The following is a 17,777-nucleotide window of genomic DNA, read 5'->3' as shown; positions in this document are numbered from 1 at the left end:
CGTAGCCCGCTAAGAGGCTAAGACTGGACTAACCGAACACAATTAACACAGATGTCAATTAATGTTCAGTGATTTGGTTAGTCTCGATATATGATCCAACCATATTTTAGACAATCCTCGCTTCCAAAGTCCGGGAACCAAATGGTGGCAAGCGGCTGCTGAAGATTTCCCGAAGAGACGTTCGCAACCAACTGATTGCCGATGTAAATGAAGAAGCATCTCCTCCCTATGTCTTATTCCGCAATGGGTTACACCTTAGATTAAGCGAGGCTTGGGAGTGGAGTTGGGAACGCATTCGAGAGTATGGCGATCGCAATCCCAGAGGCTATTAAATTTCAATCAATTATTGAGATGGGGGAAATTAGGCAAATACTCGCCAAATCAATAACCTGGCACGATCGGCCATTTTGAATTGCCCTAGACGATGCAGCTTGTTGCTAGAATCCTGGTTGCTGGGTACTATTGTTTTAGAGAAGATAACCTGTATTTTTAGGATAAGAGCGATCGCATGGAAGTTATCGAGCTAAAATTTTTACTCAAGTTGCTTGGATTTGAGGGATATCGCGCTCCCATTTCCAACTTACAACCCAATTCTAAAACAAAAGCCCCCGAACGCGATCGCATTTGTCGAAATTTAGGCGATCGCGGCTACGTAGATTACCGCGAAGACATCACAAAATTTAAAATCGAACCCACCGGAAAACAGCTTCTCGAAGTAGACACCAGCCAGCTACCCATTACCACCGAGGAGTTAAAAATCCTCCAAGCCTGCGCCAAACAAACAGCCAAACCTGGAGACGTTAAAAAACCTACCGGCGAACGGAAACAATCCATCATTCGTAATCTGATCGAACGGGGGTTGATCGGTGTCGTCGAAACCCAGCTGAAAGAAGCTTGGCTGACAGAAGAAGGCAAACAATATCTTCTACAAGAATACGAAGACGATCGCACCTCTGCCAATATAACATTATCTGCCAAGCTGCTGACCAATTACTTGCGTTTCATGCGTCAAGTCATGGGTGGAACTGTAGATGGAACAACTTCCACCAGCGAACTTAGCGATGAAGATATTTTACAAACCATTCGGAACTTAGATCGGGAACTCGGAACCCAAAATTACCTGCCAATTTACCAACTGCGGCACAAATTGCAACCACCCCTTTCGCGAGATGATGTAGATAATGCTTTGTATCGATTGCAACGAGAAAACAAAATCGAACTTAGCGCCTTACAAGACGAAAGCGACTATACCAAAGAACAAATAGATGCAGCCATCTACAACGAATTCTCTGGCAATCTATTTTTTATCATGCTTACCTAGCAATATCTTATTCCTTTCTCTGTACGCTTGTTTTTTGAGGGAAAATGACACATCCACATCCTATTGATGAAATCATCAAAAGGGAACTCAATCCATTTGATTCCATCTACAGTCGTAACTTCTGGGAAGAAAAACAAGAAGATAGCCTCGCCGTTCGTTCCATCCATCAAAACGAACGCAAGCAAATTATCCGAACTTTGGATACTGTAGAAAGCGATCGCCAAATTCGCACGGTTTTACTTCTCGGCGATCCAGGTTCTGGGAAAACCTATCTGTTGGGAAGGTTAAAAAAAGAACTTCGCGATCGAGCTTTTTTTGCTTATATTGGTCCTTGGGCAGATTCCGACCATGTTTGGCGACATATTTTACGCTATACTGTCGAAAGTTTAATGCACGTTCCCGAGGGTCAAGAGAAATCGCAATTGTTGCTATGGCTGGAAAGTTTATCAGCATTTCAAGATGAAAGTTTGACAAAAAAAATTCTGGGAGAACGCAGCATATTTGTTCGTAACTTTAAAGCTACCTATCCTAGCGGTATTTCTCGACCCAATGATTTCTTTAAAGCACTTTATGCCCTTACCCAACAAGAGTTATTTATTCCTGCCTGCGACTGGCTGAAGGGAGAAGACCTCGACACAGAGGAACAAGAGGCTATTGGCATTAAGAAACCGATTGACTCGGAAACCGATGCTCAAAATATCCTAAGCAATTTTTGCAAAATTTCCCAAAAGACGCAACCGATTGTTCTTTGTTTCGACCAATTAGACAATCCCGACAATCCTACTATTATCCAACAATTATTGCATGTTAACACGACCTTGCATAGTCAAGGCTTAAACAACGTACTGGTCATTCTCAGTTTAATTACCAACACTTGGAAAACCAACAATACCAAAGTAGTTGCGGCAGACAAAGACCGCATTACATCTACGGTTCAACTCAAGCCTATTAAGTTTGAACAGGCTGAAGAAATCTGGGAAAAACGATTGGCTTCCCTTCACCAACAAGCCAAGCCGAAACCCGAATCTCCCATTTATCCACTGAGTCGAGAAGATTTAGAGAAAAATTTCCCCGGTGGCAAGCTTTTTCCGAGGGCTGCTTTAAAGTTAGGTAGTAATAAAATTAGAAAAGTTAAAGTTAAAGTTGGTGGAATTGGAGATGATGGTCCAGGTGGTGGGGATGTACCAGACAATCCAATCGCAGCATTTCAGCTTTTCTGGAAGAAAGAGTTCAAAAAACACGAACAGAAAATCGATCGCATCCGGAAATTTGATTCAAAAGACTTGGTAAAATACCTACAAGAAGCGCTAGCGGCTTTACAAGTAAACGATATTCAACCCCATTTGTTAAAGCATGAAAAATATCGGAGTTATTCGTTTAGCTATCGCGATGCCAATAATAAAAAAATAGGTGTGGTTTGGAGTGAAAAACCCAATCTCAACAGCTTCGATGCCTTGATGAAAAATTGCGAACAGTTACAAAAACAGCAAATTTGTGATTCCTTAATTTTAATACGTGCGGAAAAAGTAGGGCAACCGCATAACAAAGGATATCAAAAGTTTCAAAAACTATTTGTCAATCCTAAAGAAAACCAACGTATTATCCCCCACCTGGATTCCGTTTGTTATTTGGCAACGTACCACAGTCTAGTTAATGCTGCGAATGCTAGGGAATTGACAATTGGTAACATGAATCCCAATTTGGCTAAGTTACAAGAACTAGTTCGGAAATCGGAAGTGTTGCATCGCTGTACGCTGCTACAAAATTTGGGTATCGTTCCTGAAGATAATGGTGGGAATGGCGAAGATGGAAAAGATGAAGACATCAAAAATCATATGCTTAATATCGTAAAAACGCAACACATGTTAGGACGCGGTAGCTTAATTGACCAAACTGAAAAAGCGTTTTCTGGCTTTAGTAAATTTTATATCAACCAACTACTGGAACAAATCCTACAGGAAAAAAAGGTTCAAATCGTCGATCGAACGAGAGATTATAAAAATCAAGTTCTTTATCTGGTTACCGATCGCTAAAAGTTATGCCATCCTTAACCCAAGCTAGCGAAATTCAAACCGCGATCGCGAAATTGGCGGCGGCAAACATCCTTTGGATCGATACCGAAATCGCCGATTGGCAAACTTCCCATCCCCGCATTTCCCTCATTCAGGTTTTAGCCGATCCAAAAGATACAACGGGGAAAGCTACCTATATTTTGGATGTTCTCGATCGCCCAGAATTGGTGAAAGAATTCATCCATCGCATTATAGCAAATCCCCAAATTGAAAAAATTTTCCACAACGCCGCCTTTGACCTGCAATACCTAGGGAAAACCCAAGCCAAAAACGTTACCTGTACCCTGCAGCTGGCGCGTCAAATGGGTCGCCACCGCCTGGGTGTTTCCAATCTCAAACTCAAAACCCTTGCCGCCGAACTCTGTGGTTTTTCCCATATTGACAGTAATTCGCAACAAAGCGATTGGGGAAAACGACCCCTCAGCCAAAGTCAATTTCAATACGCTACTCTAGATCCAGTGTATCTTGCTTGGGTTCACCAGCATTTGCTTTCCGTTCTCTATCCCGATCGCGATCGCAAGGAGACATGGTTTATGTCAGGATTTAGTGTCACTGACGTTCGTATCGCTTTTGAATGTCCGCGTCTTTTTTATTTACAGAAAAATATTGGTGGGAACACGCTTTTTATACCTGCTGAAAACGCCCATGGAATTGGCAAACCCTTTCACGAATTAGCTAAAGAATTGGTCGATTTTATTGCCAATTGTCCCGAATGCCAAGCTGTTTTAGAACCCGATCGCCCAAAAGTGGAGACTGTCGCCCAAAAAATTCAAGACGAGTTTTATAAAAACATTTTTTTCCCTTATTTACAACAACATCCCGACCAAGGCAACGCTTTGCTATCGATTTGGTCGGGGTTGCGTGGTTTAATCAAACACTATGCCGAATTGCTGGTTGCCAACCGGCAAGATTTTCCTAGCGATCGCGTTATTGCAGAAACATTTATAGACCGGGAATTAGATATTCAGGATCGATTCCAACTTCCCGACGGTACCACAGAATGGGTACGCGGTACCTTCGACAGCCTTGTCAAAAATCGCGATCGCCTTTGTGCTGTAGAATACAAAACCTACCAACCCGCCGATCCAACCGCACAATTGGCACAAGTAGCCCTTTATAGCTACATGCTAGCACAACAAAAAAACGTACCTGTCGATGCGGCTGTATATTGCGTTTTGCCAGAATTCCACGAATATTATTATCCCTGGGAAAGACTCCAAGACAGCGTTTACGAAATCATTCCCTCGAAATTGCAGCAAATGCGAGACTGGCTGCAGTGGGAACCGCCGCAATCCAACCCACCACCGCAAACCTCGCAACCGCATCTATGCGAAATTTGCCCGCAGCGAGAAACATGTCAGACTTATTTTCGCGTTGAAGAAATTCCAGAAAAGACATACCCACCATCTTCCCAACCCACATCCAACCCCGTTCCACCGTCGCCGCCACCTCACCTCAAATCTGACTCTCCTTCTTCAGTTCCTATTCAAGAAGCTGACGAACTTGGCAAACAATTGGTAGAAACGTTTGAAGCTTACAATATCGATGTTGACTATAAAGGGGCAGCCGTGGGTCCAGCTTTTATTCGTATCAAACTCAAACCCAAACCTGGGGTTAAAGTGAGTTCTTTGATGACGCGATCGCCCGATTTGCAAGTACAACTGGGCATTGCTTCGCCACCGTTAATCGCGCCGCAACCGGGTTATGTCAGCATCGATCTCCCCCGCCGCGATCGCCAAGTGGCTAACCTATACGATCGCATTGGCGACCGAGTTGCCTCCCCCAGCGACCCAGTTCGCATTGCCATCGGCGTAGACCTCAACGATAACCTGATAGAAGCCGACCTCTCCGACGCCAACACCTGCCACTTTTTGGTGGGAGGAACCACCGGCAGCGGTAAAAGCGAATTCCTGCGATCGCTCTTACTCAGTTTGCTGTATCGCTATCCCAGCGATCGCTTAAAAATTGCCTTGGTCGATCCGAAACGGGTTACTTTTCCCGAATTTGAAGATATGCCGTGGTTGCTTTCTCCCGTGGTTAAAGATAGCGATCGCGCCATCAAACTCATGGAAGATTTGGTGGCAGAAATGGAACGCCGCTACCAACTCTTTGAAGCCGCCAGATGTTCGCAACTTACCCAATACAACCGCAAAAGCGATCGTCCGGAACCACCCATCGTCTGTATCTTTGACGAATATGCCGATTTCATGGCAGAGAAAGACACGCGCGATGCCCTAGAACTATATATCAAACGACTGGGGGCTATGGCAAGGGCGGCTGGCATCCATCTAATTGTAGCGACGCAACGACCGGAAGCCAGAGTGGTTACCCCTATTATTCGTTCTAACTTACCAGGTCGGATTGCCTTGAGAACGGCTAGCGATGCCGATTCCAAAATTATTTTAGGAACGCAAGAAGCGTCGGCAGCTTATTTGTTGGGGAAAGGCGATTTGCTTTATCAAGTTGGGGCGAATTTACAACGCCTGCAAAGTTTGTTTGCCCCAGAAATTCAGTTACCGAAATGGTCTTAATCGTTGTCATATTGTGCGATAATTTGCCGAACTTCCTCTATATAATATAAGCAAAAAAATTGGCAAGAAATAATTGGCGTCGTTTTTGTAGGGTGGGCATTGCCCAAATGTGATTTTGATATGGCGAATTTGATATTCTTTTCTTCCTCTATATAATATAAGCAAAAAGATTGGCAAGAAATAATTGGCGCCGTTTTTGTAGGGTGGGCAATGCCCACCCTACGATTTCAAATGTGATTTTGATATGGCGAATTTGGTATTCTTTTCTAACCTTGAAGAACGAACGTGGGAGCGATCGCGAATCGCCCCCACAAACAAAATTTAGGCAATGCCAGCCACCGCAGGTTGATTGTAGTTTTCGTACTGTGCTAAGGTGGCTTTCATCCATTCCGCATTATCGCGATAGTGGACAGCCGTAATTAAATTGCCATCCACCACCACAGAGGCATCTTGGAAGTGACCGCCAGCATTGACCAAATCGTCTTTACAGCCAGGATAGCTGGTAACTTGCCTGCCAGAGACAATGCCAGCAGAAATCAACACCCAAGGTCCGTGGCAAATACTGGCGATAATTTTACCTTCGCGATCGCAATCTTTCAGGAATTGCTGAACGTTGGCAATTTGTCGTACCCGATCGGGAGATTCCCTGCCACCAGGAACAACCGCTAAATCGTATTCTTGGGCTTGGATATTTTCTGCATCTACCGTAGCGTTGGCAGCGACGCCATGTTTGCCTTTCACATCCACTTTGCCTTTGGTGGCAACATCCACCTCAAAGCCAGCTTCTTGCAACCGATAAAATGGATAGGCAAATTCCGTATCTTCAAAACCTTGCGCTACGATAATGACAGCTTTTTTCATAAGCCAACCTCCTTACACTGGTGGCTACCGGCATGGAAAAATACCCGTCGGTTTTTATGTACTTTTGTTCTTCCATCTTATCGGGCAAGCAATCCAATATGCTATCCCGAATTAAGCCATCACCATGCCACCGTCAACATTCATCACCTGACCAGTAATATAAGCTGCCGCCGGATCCGCCGCTAGGAATTTCACCACGCCAGCCACTTCTTCTGGTTTCCCAAAGCGATTGAGAGGGATATATTTTAAAATTTCATCGGCATCCAGTTCGGAGGTCATTTCGGTAGCAATAAATCCAGGGGCAACTGCATTGGCAGTTACGCCTCTAGAAGCAAATTCCTTGGCAACAGTTTTGGTAAATCCAATGACACCGGCTTTGGCTGCCCCATAGTTGGCTTGACCGGGATTGCCCATTTGCCCTGCCACGGAGGCAATGTTAATAACCCTACCAGAACGCTGTTTCATCATCAATTTGCTAACTGCCCTGGTACACAGAAACACCCCTGTCAGGTTGAGGTCGATTACCGCTTGCCAATCTTCGGGTTTCATCCGCAATAAAAGCGTATCTCGGGTAATGCCAGCGTTGTTTACCAAAACATCGATTCTTCCCCATTTATCGGTAACTTGCTTGATGAGGGCATCCACCTGGTCGCTTTGAGAAACATCCGCTTGAACTGCGATCGCTTCGCCGCCGGCAGATTGGATTTCCGAAACCACCTCTTCCGCTGCCGTACTGGAGTTGGCATAGTTTACGGCCACTTTAGCGCCTTCTGTCGCCAAAGCCAACGCGATCGCTTTGCCAATGCCTCGGGAAGCCCCGGTTACTAGGGCAACGCTGTCTTTCAGTCTTTGTAAGTTTTCTGGCAATCTTTCCATTGACTATCTTTCTCTAAAACAAGCAAACATTATATTCTCATACCAAATCCGTCCTGCGAAGACCCAAAAAACTTTACCACATTCGACCTGCAGTTTTCTTCGGTACTCCATCCCCTCCTCCCCCTCCTCCCACTCCACCCCCTCCTCCCACTCCTCCCACTCCTCCCACTCCTCTATCTCAAAATTGATTTACTACATCAGATTTGGTATCACATCTACCGATGCAAAAAAAGGACGCCTTTAGCGCCCTAAAATCAAGTATATGCTGCAAGTCAGCAACCTTCAAAACCGTTCAAAGAGGTTGTACGTTGTTGAAACGCACGATCGTATCGGGAACCATTTTCTCTTCCGGGTCTTCCGATTCCGACATGACGCGGCGAATGTTGCGGTTGGTTAGCAGATAGTAAGGGCCAATTTTTTCGTAAAAATCCCGTACGTCTTCTTTTTCGCGAACTTCCCCGCTACCGCGATCGTAAATGGTTACCGTGTAATGGGTGGTTAGATATCCTTCCGTTGTGTCGATGAAACCAACGCTATCGATGCTAACGATTTTGCCTTCAGCATATCGCTTGATGAGCTGAATTTTACCGTCTTTAATTTCGTAGGAAGAAGTTCCTTCCTCGTTGGATTCTGATAAAACCCTTGCCCCTTGGTTGGTATATCCCCGAGAACGGATATCGTCTACGTTGTGGCGTTCTTCAAAGGCAATGGGTTTGCGATGTACGACTTCTGATGAGACCATTGCCTGGATTAACTGGCGAATTTGCGGGTCTTTGACATTGTCTACGGATACTTCAAAGTCTGGAGACACTCTGACAATGCCGTGGTCGAGGTTTCCTTCGTCGTTAATGGATACTTCAGCGGAAAAGCCAGGGAATTCGCTATCCCAAGTGTAGCGATTTTCGTACGCTTGTTGAAGTTCTGCCACCGCAGAGTCGGAGGAAACCGCTAATGCTGGTGTTGCCAGACTCCAAGAAGCGATCGCGGCGATCGCGATAACACCCCAAATTGCCAAAGACTTCATTCGTCGAAACATAATCTTTTGCAGGAAATTGACGCCTATCCCCATTGAAGCATCAATTTTTACAGATAACATTAGGCAGGCGACGCTATTTCCAGTTATTGCCTATAATGGCAGGTAGAAAGTTTTGCAATTTAAGGAGAAGTAAATGGGTGACTTTATTCGGATTGTCTTTGCCATCATCCTTCCTCCTTTGGGAGTTTTCCTACAGGTGGGAATTGGACCGCAGTTTTGGATTAATATTGTTTTGACAATCTTGGGATACATTCCCGGCATCGTTCATGCTGTTTGGGTCATTGCCAAGAAATAAATTAATTGGCAAAGTAGGTCGGAAGTTCTATGTCGGTGGGAAATCTGCCACGTTTGGATGGCTAAATGGCATGATGGGTAGCCAAGGCGCATCTACTTCCCAGACAATTTTGGAGATAATTTTTGAAAACTCCCGTTTCCCACTGGCTTACCTGCCCTACCATAAACAATAAAAATAAATCGTAAGTTAAACAATTAATTTTTCTGCAACTTTGTCTGCCAAAGAAATTGATAGGAGGGCAAGCTTGCATATTTTCCCAGCAACCACCCAATTTTTTAGCGAGATGGAAATCATGCTGGCAGTCGCTACAATACAAGCGGAGTTTGCCCAATCTTAAAATTGACTGGTAACTTGACCCCCCAAACATTCAATTCCATCAGGAACCCACGCTGCGATCGCTTATGTTTGCACGTTTCTACTTCTTTACCATCTTATTTATTGCTGCAGCGATAAGTACTACCATCTTTTTATCCACCAACCGCCAACCCCAAGATATGTCTGTTCCCACCATTCCCCCAAGTTCCGGCCTGCTTAGCGACCCGTTTCTGCAACTGCCTACGCAAGATTCCGTACGTGTTGTCTGGTTCACAGAATTTCCAGGTGTTACCCATACTTTGACATATGGAGATTCTTTAGAAAAAAAAGCTGCAGCCACCACGCAAAAGCTTACTCGAACTCGCGAAGACCGCAGACAATCCCAGCAAGGACCGAAATTCCGAGATATTTGGCGTCACGAAGCTCAAGCAACCGATTTATCCCCCAATCGTCGCGTTCCCTATTACATAACCAGCATTCGGGAAGACGGTCGATCCATCAGCAGCCGTCAATTTACCTTATCTCCGTTACCGCCATCGGGAAAACCGGTAAAAATTTTACTTACTTCCGACCACCAACAAAAACCTATGACCGCTGCCAACTTACAAAAAGTAGCGGAAACCGTTTCTCCAATAGACGCTGTTTTGGTAGCTGGCGATCTGGTAAACGTTCCCGATCGCGCTTCGGAATGGTTTGACGATAGCGAAGGTGGTGCATTTTTCCCATGTTTGCAAGGAAATGCCAGCTATCGGTTAGAAAAAAATGGTACGGAAACAACCTATACTGGTGGCGAACTCATTCAACACGTACCTTTGTATACAGCCATCGGCAACCACGAAGTGATGGGACGTTTTTCGGGAACTACTCGTTTGAACGCTCAATTTAACGATGCTTTTCCCCAAGCGATCGCACAAAAATTCTACCAACAAAAAGCCAAAACCATCAACCCCCGCCAAGACCCCAAAGTAGCCAACGATTGGATAAAAGCCAACTCCTACAACACAGACACCTACGAAGAAATCTTGACCCTTCCCCAAAGTATTCCTGGCGGCAAAAAATACTACGCCACCACCTTTGGCGACATTCGCCTCGTTGTTCTCTACGCCACCAATATTTGGCGAAAACCGTCTCTAAATCCCAATACCAAAGGCAAATATCGCGAACGTGAATCCGATTTTCAAAACCCAGAAAACTGGGGATACGGACAAATTATTTTTGAACCCATTGCCAAAGGAAGCCAACAGTACAAATGGTTGAAAAAGGAACTGCAAAGCCAAGCATTTCAACAAGCAAAACATAAAATTGTCATGTTTCACCACCCTCCCCATTCCTTGGGAGACAATATTGTTCCTCCCTATACAGACCCAGAACAAATTATTAAACGGGATGAATCGGGAAATATCACTTCCATTCGCTACGAATATCCCCCAGACCAAGATTATTTAATTCGCGATGTGGTTCCTTTATTGGAGTTGGCTGGCGTCGATTTGGTTTATTTCGGTCATTCCCATGTATGGAATCGTTTCCAATCCCAAACCACTCACTATCTAGAATCTTCCAATGTGGGAAATACTTATGGTGCTTATTTTCAAGACAAAAAACGCAACGTTCCTAAAGAATATCGCGATAAGTATACGCTACAGGGAGACCCAAACGGCTTAGAACCTATTGTACCTACTATTGCACCTTTAACAGAAGATTCTGGAGAAAATAACCAGCAACAGCCTTTGCCGTACATTGCCAGCAATGACATTACCGTTTTTAGTGTTTTGGATACGGGAACTCAAACGGTCAGCAGTTATTATTTCGATACCCGCACTCCCAATTCCCATGCGGTCAAATTTGATGAATTTTCTGTAGAAAAACCGAAAAAACAGAGAGATTTTTATTTTGGTTGGTAATGCTATTTCTTAAAGAGAGCGATCGGAGAATGGAATTTTTCAATATTCTTCTAGAATTATTTTGCAAAGTGTCATACTGAATCCAATTTTCCTCCCAATTTAATATAGGAAAAACACAATTTTTTTGTAGGGAAAATTTCCCGTTGGGGGGTCTCTTTTGTGGGAATCATATTATTTCTGAAAAATAACGATTGTCTGGAATGTGCTAATTTCCCTGGTAGGGGGTTTCATGCCAAATCCAACATAGAGAAACCACAATCTTTCTGTAGGGAACCCCCAGTAATTGCTTTTTGGTAGGGGTAGGTACGGGAGCACTACCCCTACATTTTTGTGGGTGTATGTACATCGGATTTCGTATCACGCGTTGCGCCCCTACGAAAATGCCTCTATTATCTCTTGCAGACTATTAAGGACATGGTATGATTCCAATTAAAAAAAAGGAGCTATAGGAAATTTGGCTATTTCTAGCACAACTCTTCCTATAACTCCTAAATTCTTAAGTTGTTTCTGGCTTTAGAGAACCTCTAAGCTGGGAAAATCCGCAAACGGCGATTGGGTTCGTCGCCAAAGCTAATGGATTTTAGGCGATAGTGTTCCACCAATTCGTGTTGCATCTTGCGAATTTTGCTGCAACGGGGAAGTAGTTCTACCGGTTGCCCTTGGGGAATGACAATTTGTTCCACCGCCAACCGCGCTTCTTCCAACGCTTCAATTTCGTCTTCGCTATTTTTGCCGTGCGTATTGAGCAACAGGTTGGCCAGTTCCGGACTGCTCACATCGTCCATTTGCAGCAAGCGTTGTAAAGTTTGCGTGATTTTGGGAACCGTATCTTCCTTGACAGTGTGGATGGGGACGTGATGGGTTTTGGCTACTTGCTTGATTTTGGAATGATTTTTCACTTGCGATCGCAAGGCCAAAATCGCATCAGCTTCGTTAATCTCTTTCGTCAGCCTTACCGGCCATTGCAACGCCTGCACCACCTGTTCCAGCTTGTGACGGCTAATGCCATAGGGATACAGGTACAAAGTACCTTCGTCCTCCCCATTATCCATTTCGCCGTTTGCCGGATAGGGTTCTACATCTCCCATCGTACTGGTAGAAGCATTCAACAGCTGCTCGAAATAGCGTTGCTGTTCCTGGTAGTGCTGTTGCTCGTCCGCTACCGGCAAAGGCTGCATTTTCCCAGAAGCACGCCATTGCGACCCTGACGAGGTCGTGGCATACGAGGAAGTACTCAAGTCATTTTTAGAAACTTGTGGCAGTTCGCGGATAATACTAACCTCACCATTTTCATCTAGGGTCCGAATTTGCGGTTGTGGTTGCCGCTGACGCAGTAGTAAATCGACCGTTTCTGCTACGTTTTCGTGGACAATCCAGCGTTCCCGAGAAGCCATCTCCACCGCCACTTGGAAGGTTGGTGGTGCTTTCCGTTCTAAAACCGTTTTTTGGCTTCCCCGACGCTTGGCTTCGTCATCCCCCAAGGTCACTGATTGGATCCCACCGATCAGATCGGATAGGGTAGGATTTTTAATCAAGTTTTCTAGATAGTTTCCGTGTGCGGTTCCCACCAGTTGTACACCGCGTTCGGCAATGGTGCGAGCTGCCAGCGCTTCCAACTCCGTGCCAATTTCGTCAATCACAATGACCTCTGGCATGTGGTTTTCCACAGCCTCGATCATCACCTGATGCTGTAATTCCGGACGAGTTACCTGCATGCGCCGCGCGCGTCCAATTGCCGGGTGAGGAATGTCGCCATCTCCAGCAATTTCATTAGAAGTATCGACAATCACCACCCGTTTTTCTAGTTCGTCAGCCAGCACGCGAGCAATTTCGCGCAAGGCTGTGGTTTTGCCAACGCCAGGACGACCCAGCATGAGAATCGACGAACCTGTCTCCACTAAGTCTCGAATCATTTGCACCGTGCCAAAAATGGCGCGACCGACGCGACAGGTTAGACCGATGGCTTCGCCACTGCGGTTGCGCATGGCACTGATGCGGTGGAGCGTACGTTCGATTCCCGCACGGTTATCGCCGCTGAAGGTTCCCAATCGTTGGATACATTCTTCAATATCTTGGCGTTCGATAACCCGTTCGCTTAAATACTCGGCTTTCCCAGCAAATCGAGCTTCCGGACGCCTACCTAAGTCCATAACGACTTCCACCAGCTCCTCGCGTTGCGGATGTTGCTGGATGGGTAGGCGTACGTCTTCGGGAAGAATTTCTAGAAGTCGATCGAGATCGTCTATAATCTGCATGCTTTCTAAATATTTTTTGGCAACCTAACCGTGTGAATAACTCGTAGACTCGAGTTTGTACGTTGGAAGGGGGGTGTTGACGGCTGGCGGGCAAGGAAAGTATGATGAATTATTGCCCTTTACCAGCAAACAAGGGGTCTTTGAGTTGGGAAACCAATCCCCGCGCTCGTTCGAGGGCTGAGTTTAACAGAGCCGGGTTTTTTTCCAGGTGGTTGTTTCCTGCCTCTAGCGGCAAGGAACTTGGGGAAAAGGTATTGGAAGTGGACATGGTGTCTAGCTGTTCTAGCAAATCCCATAGCAAAACCCGAGCGTAACTGCCGTAGGCAACGCCAGATACCCCGGCTTTGCCATTGTTGAGCAGTCCCAGTTCTTGCAGTTTGGGAACCGTGCGTTCGTTGGTGCCGCCGGCTAGCTGCACGAACCCGGGTAAATTGGCGGCCAGCACTTTTTCTGCCAAGCGAATAGTGGCTCGGGTGGTGCCAGCACCAATATCGCCGCTCATGGGGCGACCGTCGGTTTGCCATACCAGCAAGCAGGGTAGGGGGGACATTAGGTGATATAAATGCCACAGGTAATCGGTGAGTTCTTCGCCATCCGGACAGCTGACGGCCACGAGTTGGAGTTGGTTTAGGTGAGGCGCGATCGCTTGCCAGAGGCGGGCAAATTCCTCTTGACGACCCACTTGGGTGTGAATCTCCAGAGCATCGATGCCGGATTCTAAAATTAAAGGAGCAACCGACTCCGGAGACCGGACATAGGAGTGGGTGTGGATAATTTGCTCGGGACATACTGGCAAACATCGTCCGCAACCGTAACAAAGCTCGTCAACCACGCCCGAAAAACCATCCTCCCTGTTAAATAGGATAGCGTTTGCCGGGCAAACCTGCTCGCAGGGTTGGGGACAATCGCTGGGGCATTGGGTGGCATCGAAGCGAGCTTTGCGAAAGTGAGGGTCTTCCCCATCGTTTAAACTGGCCATCAACCAGGGAACTGGAACATCCCCACCATTGGCTTCTCGGGCGGCTGCCATTCCGGAACGAGCCGCCGCGATCGCAGCCGGGTCGGCAGCTACATCAATACAGTCAGCACCCGCCAGGGTGTAGGCTAGGGTTAAATTCCTAACCGAGGGCAAATGCTGGAAACTGGCTCCGCAAATGAGCTTGAACCAGTGGGCTTGTTCCAGGGAAGTGAATGGAGATCGCCGGTTCATCACCATCTATGCTAATGCGATCGCAGCTGAAAAATGCACCTAGGGTCGGATTTGGTCAAAAATTTTCAGAGGAAAGGGTCGCTGCGGGAATAGCGGACAAAAACTTGTCTGGATGCTAGGAATCTTATTGAGCGATCGCCGCTAGCAGAACTTCCGACAAATCCTTGCCTTGCATGATATCAATTGAGAAGGTTTCCACAATGTCAAATTTAGCGCCCACACCTTGCAGCTCGTCATCGAGAGCTTGCAGAAATCGCTTTACGCGCTCGTCTTTTCCCACCTGAATTAATAATATCGCGAGTTCCGCGGGATGTTGCAAGCGGTGGGTGGTATCCACAATCGATTGAATGGTAGCTTTGCGGTCGTCGGGTTCGCCATCAGTCACCACCAGAAAGGTTTCTCCCTGTTTGGTTTGCCCTTTTTGCCGGCGTTGAAAATAATTTTCAAAAGCATCCTCGAAAACGGCTACTAGGTTAGTGCTGCCCATGGGCTGGTTTTCTTGGAAAATTTGCGCCACCTTATCGGCGGTGACGTTGTCGTAGCGGCGAAAAGCCCCGGAAAACAGATAGACCGTTAGCCCGTCTGGGTCTACCTCTTCGCACTTTTGGGCTAAAGCAAATGTGGATTCCTTGGCTTGCTCCCATTTGCTCTTGGTTTCCCCTTCGTCAGCATTGGCCATGCTGCCGCTTTTGTCAATAATTAGCGTGTAGTCGCGGTTTTCTAGCATACGTCCGTACTTCCTGGAGAGACTGACCGCCAGCTGCCATCGGATAGCCAGCGGTCCGACACGGTCTTCGATGGTTTATACTTGAGCTGGGGCTAAGGCATCTTTTAAAGGCATCCAACGGAAACTGCGATCGCCGCCCAACTCCACCACCACCTTTACCTTGGGCTCTATTTTCGGTAGGATGGTCAAATATTCAATTTCCTGACGGGACAAGATATTCCCTTCAATAATCCATAGCAACAGTCCCTTGGCATTGGCCGGGAGTTGTTCTAGTTCCGTATTTACAATGGGAACAGCGTAGTAAATCGGTCCCACTTGGGCTTCGCGGCCGATATTCTTTTTCCCCAAGTGAGGCGGACGCACCCCATGAACGCCGCGCAGGTAAGCGGGTAAGTCTCCCAAACCGCGGGCAGTCAGATTGAGCGCCTCGTAACCAGCCGCCCGAATCCGACGCTGGTAGCGCCCTTCAAATCCTCCTTCTAGAGGAACGTATACACCTAAAGCCCCGTGTTCTTCTAAATCGCGGAGCATCTTTTTGCCACTTGTTAGCAATGCCATAAACGCTTCCTACTTTCAGCAAGTTCTCTTGGACATGAGCGCAACAGTTCTTTGGTCAGTTGCAGGATACCGCTTGGTCGTTCCTTGCCAGACGCAGCCAACCGGTCTGGAGAACCAAGGGAGCGAACCAGGACCCTAGCCTGGTCCGGAGGTAGCAAAGGGAACTGGGAAAGCCAGTTGCTCCTGGGAAAAGCAAAGATAAACAGTTGCATACCCAGCTGTCTAGGGGGCTGTTGGCTACCGCCGGACCGGCCTGTCTTCGCATAGAATCGGCTTTTTGGATTGTAGCACGAGCGCCCCCTACTAGAAGTGACCAACTGGGTTTCGCCATCTTGAAGGGTGGCTCGGCCGCGAGCGAGGCGAAAAGAAAAGATTTTCTAGAAAAACAGCTGTGCCCCTGGACAATTCAGTGGGGATTGTGTAGAATGATCAATCGTGGTTAAAGCAGATAGGCGTTAGCGATCGCCTGCCAAAAGCCTTAGCCGACCCGGTTGCGAACCATTCGGAACCGACACCAAGCTGGTCAAAAAACCGCCTGCCTCTCGCTGCCTTCCGTTTGTAGGAACCTAGGCATCCTCAAGCAGCCATTTCTGTTTGGGGGATTTTGTACGGGACAAGCTTCTCTCCAAGTTCGGTGAAAGCAAGGATCGTTGCTTCAACCCCCATCGAAGGCGCGAAAGAAAGCAAGATAGAGAAGGAGCCAGTAACTTCTACCCACACCCCGATCGAGCAGCATGCCAAACGAGAAGGCGTTGGGAAAAATCGGTTTGGATACTGAACAGGTAGCTGTTTAAGTCCCCAGCTTGTTGAGATGCACCATCGCGTGTCGGTTGTCAGACAAGCTCAATTACGCCAACCAAAACCACCAGAAGCAGCAAGAGCCTAGCTCTAGGCTGTTTGCTGGCGTGCAAGCACACGTTTTTGCAGCGTTGTCTGGGTGGCTTCCCGAATCATGGCCATGCGCGAGCGCCATGGTGGTTGAGCGAGCCACAACCAGTTGCGAGCATTGCCATTTCGGCTGTAGTGGGTAACAAAGAAGGAGAACCTCGTGTCTATCGGTCTTCTTGGTACAAAACTCGGCATGACCCAGATTTTCGACGAGGAAGGGCGTACCATTCCCGTCACCGTCATCCAAGCGGGTCCTTGCCAAATCACCCAAATCAAAACCCAAGAAAACGATGGCTACGCAGCCATCCAAGTTGGGTATAAAGAAACCAGAGAAAAGTCCCTGACCAGACCAGAACTCGGTCATTTACGCAAATCCGACGCCCCCCCCTTGCGGTACTTGCGTGAATTCCGCGTGGAAGATGCCAGCGAATACGAACTGGGACAAGAACTCAAAGTAGACAACTTCTCCCCAGGACAGTTAGTAGACATCAGCGGCAAACGCATCGGTCGCGGATTTGCCGGCTACCAAAAGCGACACAACTTCCGCCGGGGTTCGCGGACCCACGGTTCCAAAAACTATCGCCTTCCCGGTTCGGTAGGACCCGGAACCGACCCTTCCCGGGTGTACCCAGGCAAACGTATGGCCGGTCGTATGGGCGACGCCCGCATAACCATCCGCAAACTAACTGTCGTCAAGGTCGATCCGGAGCGCAACCTGCTCGTGGTCAAAGGTTCGGTACCTGGCAAATCAGGAAACTTACTCAATATCAGACCCGCCAATCTTGTCGGGGGCAACTCGTAACCAGAACCTTTAAAAATAGCTGTCATCACCAATATAGAAAACAGCACGGACTAACCTAATCACTGGACAAAAATCGACATTCGTGTTGATTGCGTTCGGTTAGTCCAGCCTTGGTCTCGTAGCAGACTC

14 protein-coding genes are annotated in these 17,777 nt (G+C 47.0%); 7 read left to right on the top strand and 7 right to left on the bottom strand.

Features of this window, described 5'->3' with window-relative positions; genetic code table 11:
* Positions 1 to 508 precede the first annotated feature (508 nt).
* From AS151_RS16240 to AS151_RS16230, 3 genes are read left to right on the top strand one after another with little or no spacing between them, the layout of a single operon-like run.
* The gene (locus tag AS151_RS16240) at positions 509 to 1,321 is read left to right on the top strand and encodes a hypothetical protein (protein WP_071518115.1); all 813 of its coding nucleotides are present in this window, start codon (positions 509 to 511) and stop codon (positions 1,319 to 1,321) included.
* Between the two features lie 44 nt (positions 1,322 to 1,365).
* Positions 1,366 to 3,354, top strand: coding sequence for an ATP-binding protein (locus AS151_RS16235; RefSeq protein WP_071518114.1), 1,989 nt, complete (start codon positions 1,366 to 1,368; stop codon positions 3,352 to 3,354).
* Positions 3,355 to 3,359: 5 nt separating this feature from the next.
* Positions 3,360 to 5,924: a DNA translocase FtsK gene (locus tag AS151_RS16230; protein ID WP_071518113.1), complete on the top strand. Its 2,565-nt coding sequence runs from the start codon at positions 3,360 to 3,362 to the stop codon at positions 5,922 to 5,924.
* Positions 5,925 to 6,245: 321 nt separating this feature from the next.
* Here AS151_RS16230 and AS151_RS16225 read toward each other — a convergent pair whose 3' ends face one another.
* The 3 genes from AS151_RS16225 to AS151_RS16215 form a co-directional block, all read right to left on the bottom strand.
* Positions 6,246 to 6,785, bottom strand: coding sequence for a type 1 glutamine amidotransferase domain-containing protein (locus tag AS151_RS16225; RefSeq protein WP_071518112.1), 540 nt, complete (start codon positions 6,783 to 6,785; stop codon positions 6,246 to 6,248).
* Between the two features lie 111 nt (positions 6,786 to 6,896).
* Positions 6,897 to 7,661: a 3-oxoacyl-[acyl-carrier-protein] reductase gene (fabG, locus tag AS151_RS16220; RefSeq protein ID WP_071518111.1), complete on the bottom strand. Its 765-nt coding sequence runs from the start codon at positions 7,659 to 7,661 to the stop codon at positions 6,897 to 6,899.
* A gap of 292 nt (positions 7,662 to 7,953) precedes the next feature.
* Positions 7,954 to 8,697: a DUF3386 family protein gene (locus AS151_RS16215; RefSeq protein ID WP_071518110.1), complete on the bottom strand. Its 744-nt coding sequence runs from the start codon at positions 8,695 to 8,697 to the stop codon at positions 7,954 to 7,956.
* Between the two features lie 133 nt (positions 8,698 to 8,830).
* On the opposite strand from AS151_RS16215, the gene AS151_RS16210 reads away from it, so the two are divergent.
* From AS151_RS16210 to AS151_RS16205, 3 genes are all read left to right on the top strand, one after another.
* Positions 8,831 to 8,992 carry a YqaE/Pmp3 family membrane protein gene (locus AS151_RS16210; RefSeq protein ID WP_071518109.1) on the top strand — a complete coding sequence of 54 codons (162 nt, stop codon included), beginning with the start codon at positions 8,831 to 8,833 and terminating at the stop codon, positions 8,990 to 8,992.
* A 211-nt stretch (positions 8,993 to 9,203) separates the two neighbouring features.
* Complete coding sequence (locus tag AS151_RS23130) at positions 9,204 to 9,329, top strand: hypothetical protein (RefSeq protein WP_275528000.1); 126 nt, start codon at positions 9,204 to 9,206, stop codon at positions 9,327 to 9,329.
* Between the two features lie 157 nt (positions 9,330 to 9,486).
* Positions 9,487 to 11,208 carry a metallophosphoesterase family protein gene (locus tag AS151_RS16205; protein WP_071518116.1) on the top strand — a complete coding sequence of 574 codons (1,722 nt, stop codon included), beginning with the start codon at positions 9,487 to 9,489 and terminating at the stop codon, positions 11,206 to 11,208.
* A 524-nt stretch (positions 11,209 to 11,732) separates the two neighbouring features.
* Here the strand turns inward: AS151_RS16205 and AS151_RS16200 are convergent.
* The 4 genes from AS151_RS16200 to AS151_RS16185 form a co-directional block, all read right to left on the bottom strand.
* Entirely contained in the window at positions 11,733 to 13,463 is a 1,731-nt protein-coding gene (locus AS151_RS16200; RefSeq protein ID WP_071518108.1) for a R3H domain-containing nucleic acid-binding protein, read from the bottom strand.
* 109 nt (positions 13,464 to 13,572) lie between these two features.
* Positions 13,573 to 14,673: an LdpA C-terminal domain-containing domain gene (locus tag AS151_RS16195; RefSeq protein ID WP_071518107.1), complete on the bottom strand. Its 1,101-nt coding sequence runs from the start codon at positions 14,671 to 14,673 to the stop codon at positions 13,573 to 13,575.
* Positions 14,674 to 14,797: 124 nt separating this feature from the next.
* The gene (locus AS151_RS16190) at positions 14,798 to 15,400 is read right to left on the bottom strand and encodes a VWA domain-containing protein (RefSeq protein WP_071518106.1); all 603 of its coding nucleotides are present in this window, start codon (positions 15,398 to 15,400) and stop codon (positions 14,798 to 14,800) included.
* Between the two features lie 75 nt (positions 15,401 to 15,475).
* Entirely contained in the window at positions 15,476 to 15,958 is a 483-nt protein-coding gene (locus AS151_RS16185) for an NAD(P)H-quinone oxidoreductase subunit N (RefSeq protein WP_071518105.1), read from the bottom strand.
* A 1,048-nt stretch (positions 15,959 to 17,006) separates the two neighbouring features.
* Here AS151_RS16185 and rplC point away from each other — a divergent pair.
* Positions 17,007 to 17,648: a 50S ribosomal protein L3 gene (rplC, locus tag AS151_RS16175; protein WP_071518103.1), complete on the top strand. Its 642-nt coding sequence runs from the start codon at positions 17,007 to 17,009 to the stop codon at positions 17,646 to 17,648.
* Positions 17,649 to 17,777: the final 129 nt, after the last annotated feature.

The organism is Geitlerinema sp. PCC 9228 (genome assembly GCF_001870905.1).
Lineage (GTDB): Bacteria > Cyanobacteriota > Cyanobacteriia > Cyanobacteriales > PCC-9228 > PCC-9228.
This window is presented reverse-complemented; position numbering and strand designations above follow the sequence as displayed.

Excerpts from the sequence above, each read along its gene's own strand:
- AS151_RS16205 (WP_071518116.1), top strand. The coding sequence starts at position 9,487 with ATGTCTGTTCCCACCATTCCCCCAAGTTCCGGCCTGCTTAGCGACCCG.
- AS151_RS16185 (WP_071518105.1), bottom strand. The coding sequence starts at position 15,958 with ATGGCATTGCTAACAAGTGGCAAAAAGATGCTCCGCGATTTAGAAGAA.
- AS151_RS16235 (WP_071518114.1), top strand. The coding sequence starts at position 1,366 with ATGACACATCCACATCCTATTGATGAAATCATCAAAAGGGAACTCAAT.
- AS151_RS16215 (WP_071518110.1), bottom strand. The coding sequence starts at position 8,697 with ATGTTTCGACGAATGAAGTCTTTGGCAATTTGGGGTGTTATCGCGATC.
- AS151_RS16230 (WP_071518113.1), top strand. The coding sequence starts at position 3,360 with ATGCCATCCTTAACCCAAGCTAGCGAAATTCAAACCGCGATCGCGAAA.
- AS151_RS16190 (WP_071518106.1), bottom strand. The coding sequence starts at position 15,400 with ATGCTAGAAAACCGCGACTACACGCTAATTATTGACAAAAGCGGCAGC.
- AS151_RS16210 (WP_071518109.1), top strand. The coding sequence starts at position 8,831 with ATGGGTGACTTTATTCGGATTGTCTTTGCCATCATCCTTCCTCCTTTG.
- AS151_RS16240 (WP_071518115.1), top strand. The coding sequence starts at position 509 with ATGGAAGTTATCGAGCTAAAATTTTTACTCAAGTTGCTTGGATTTGAG.
- fabG (WP_071518111.1), bottom strand. The coding sequence starts at position 7,661 with ATGGAAAGATTGCCAGAAAACTTACAAAGACTGAAAGACAGCGTTGCC.
- AS151_RS16195 (WP_071518107.1), bottom strand. The coding sequence starts at position 14,673 with ATGAACCGGCGATCTCCATTCACTTCCCTGGAACAAGCCCACTGGTTC.
- AS151_RS16200 (WP_071518108.1), bottom strand. The coding sequence starts at position 13,463 with ATGCAGATTATAGACGATCTCGATCGACTTCTAGAAATTCTTCCCGAA.
- AS151_RS16225 (WP_071518112.1), bottom strand. The coding sequence starts at position 6,785 with ATGAAAAAAGCTGTCATTATCGTAGCGCAAGGTTTTGAAGATACGGAA.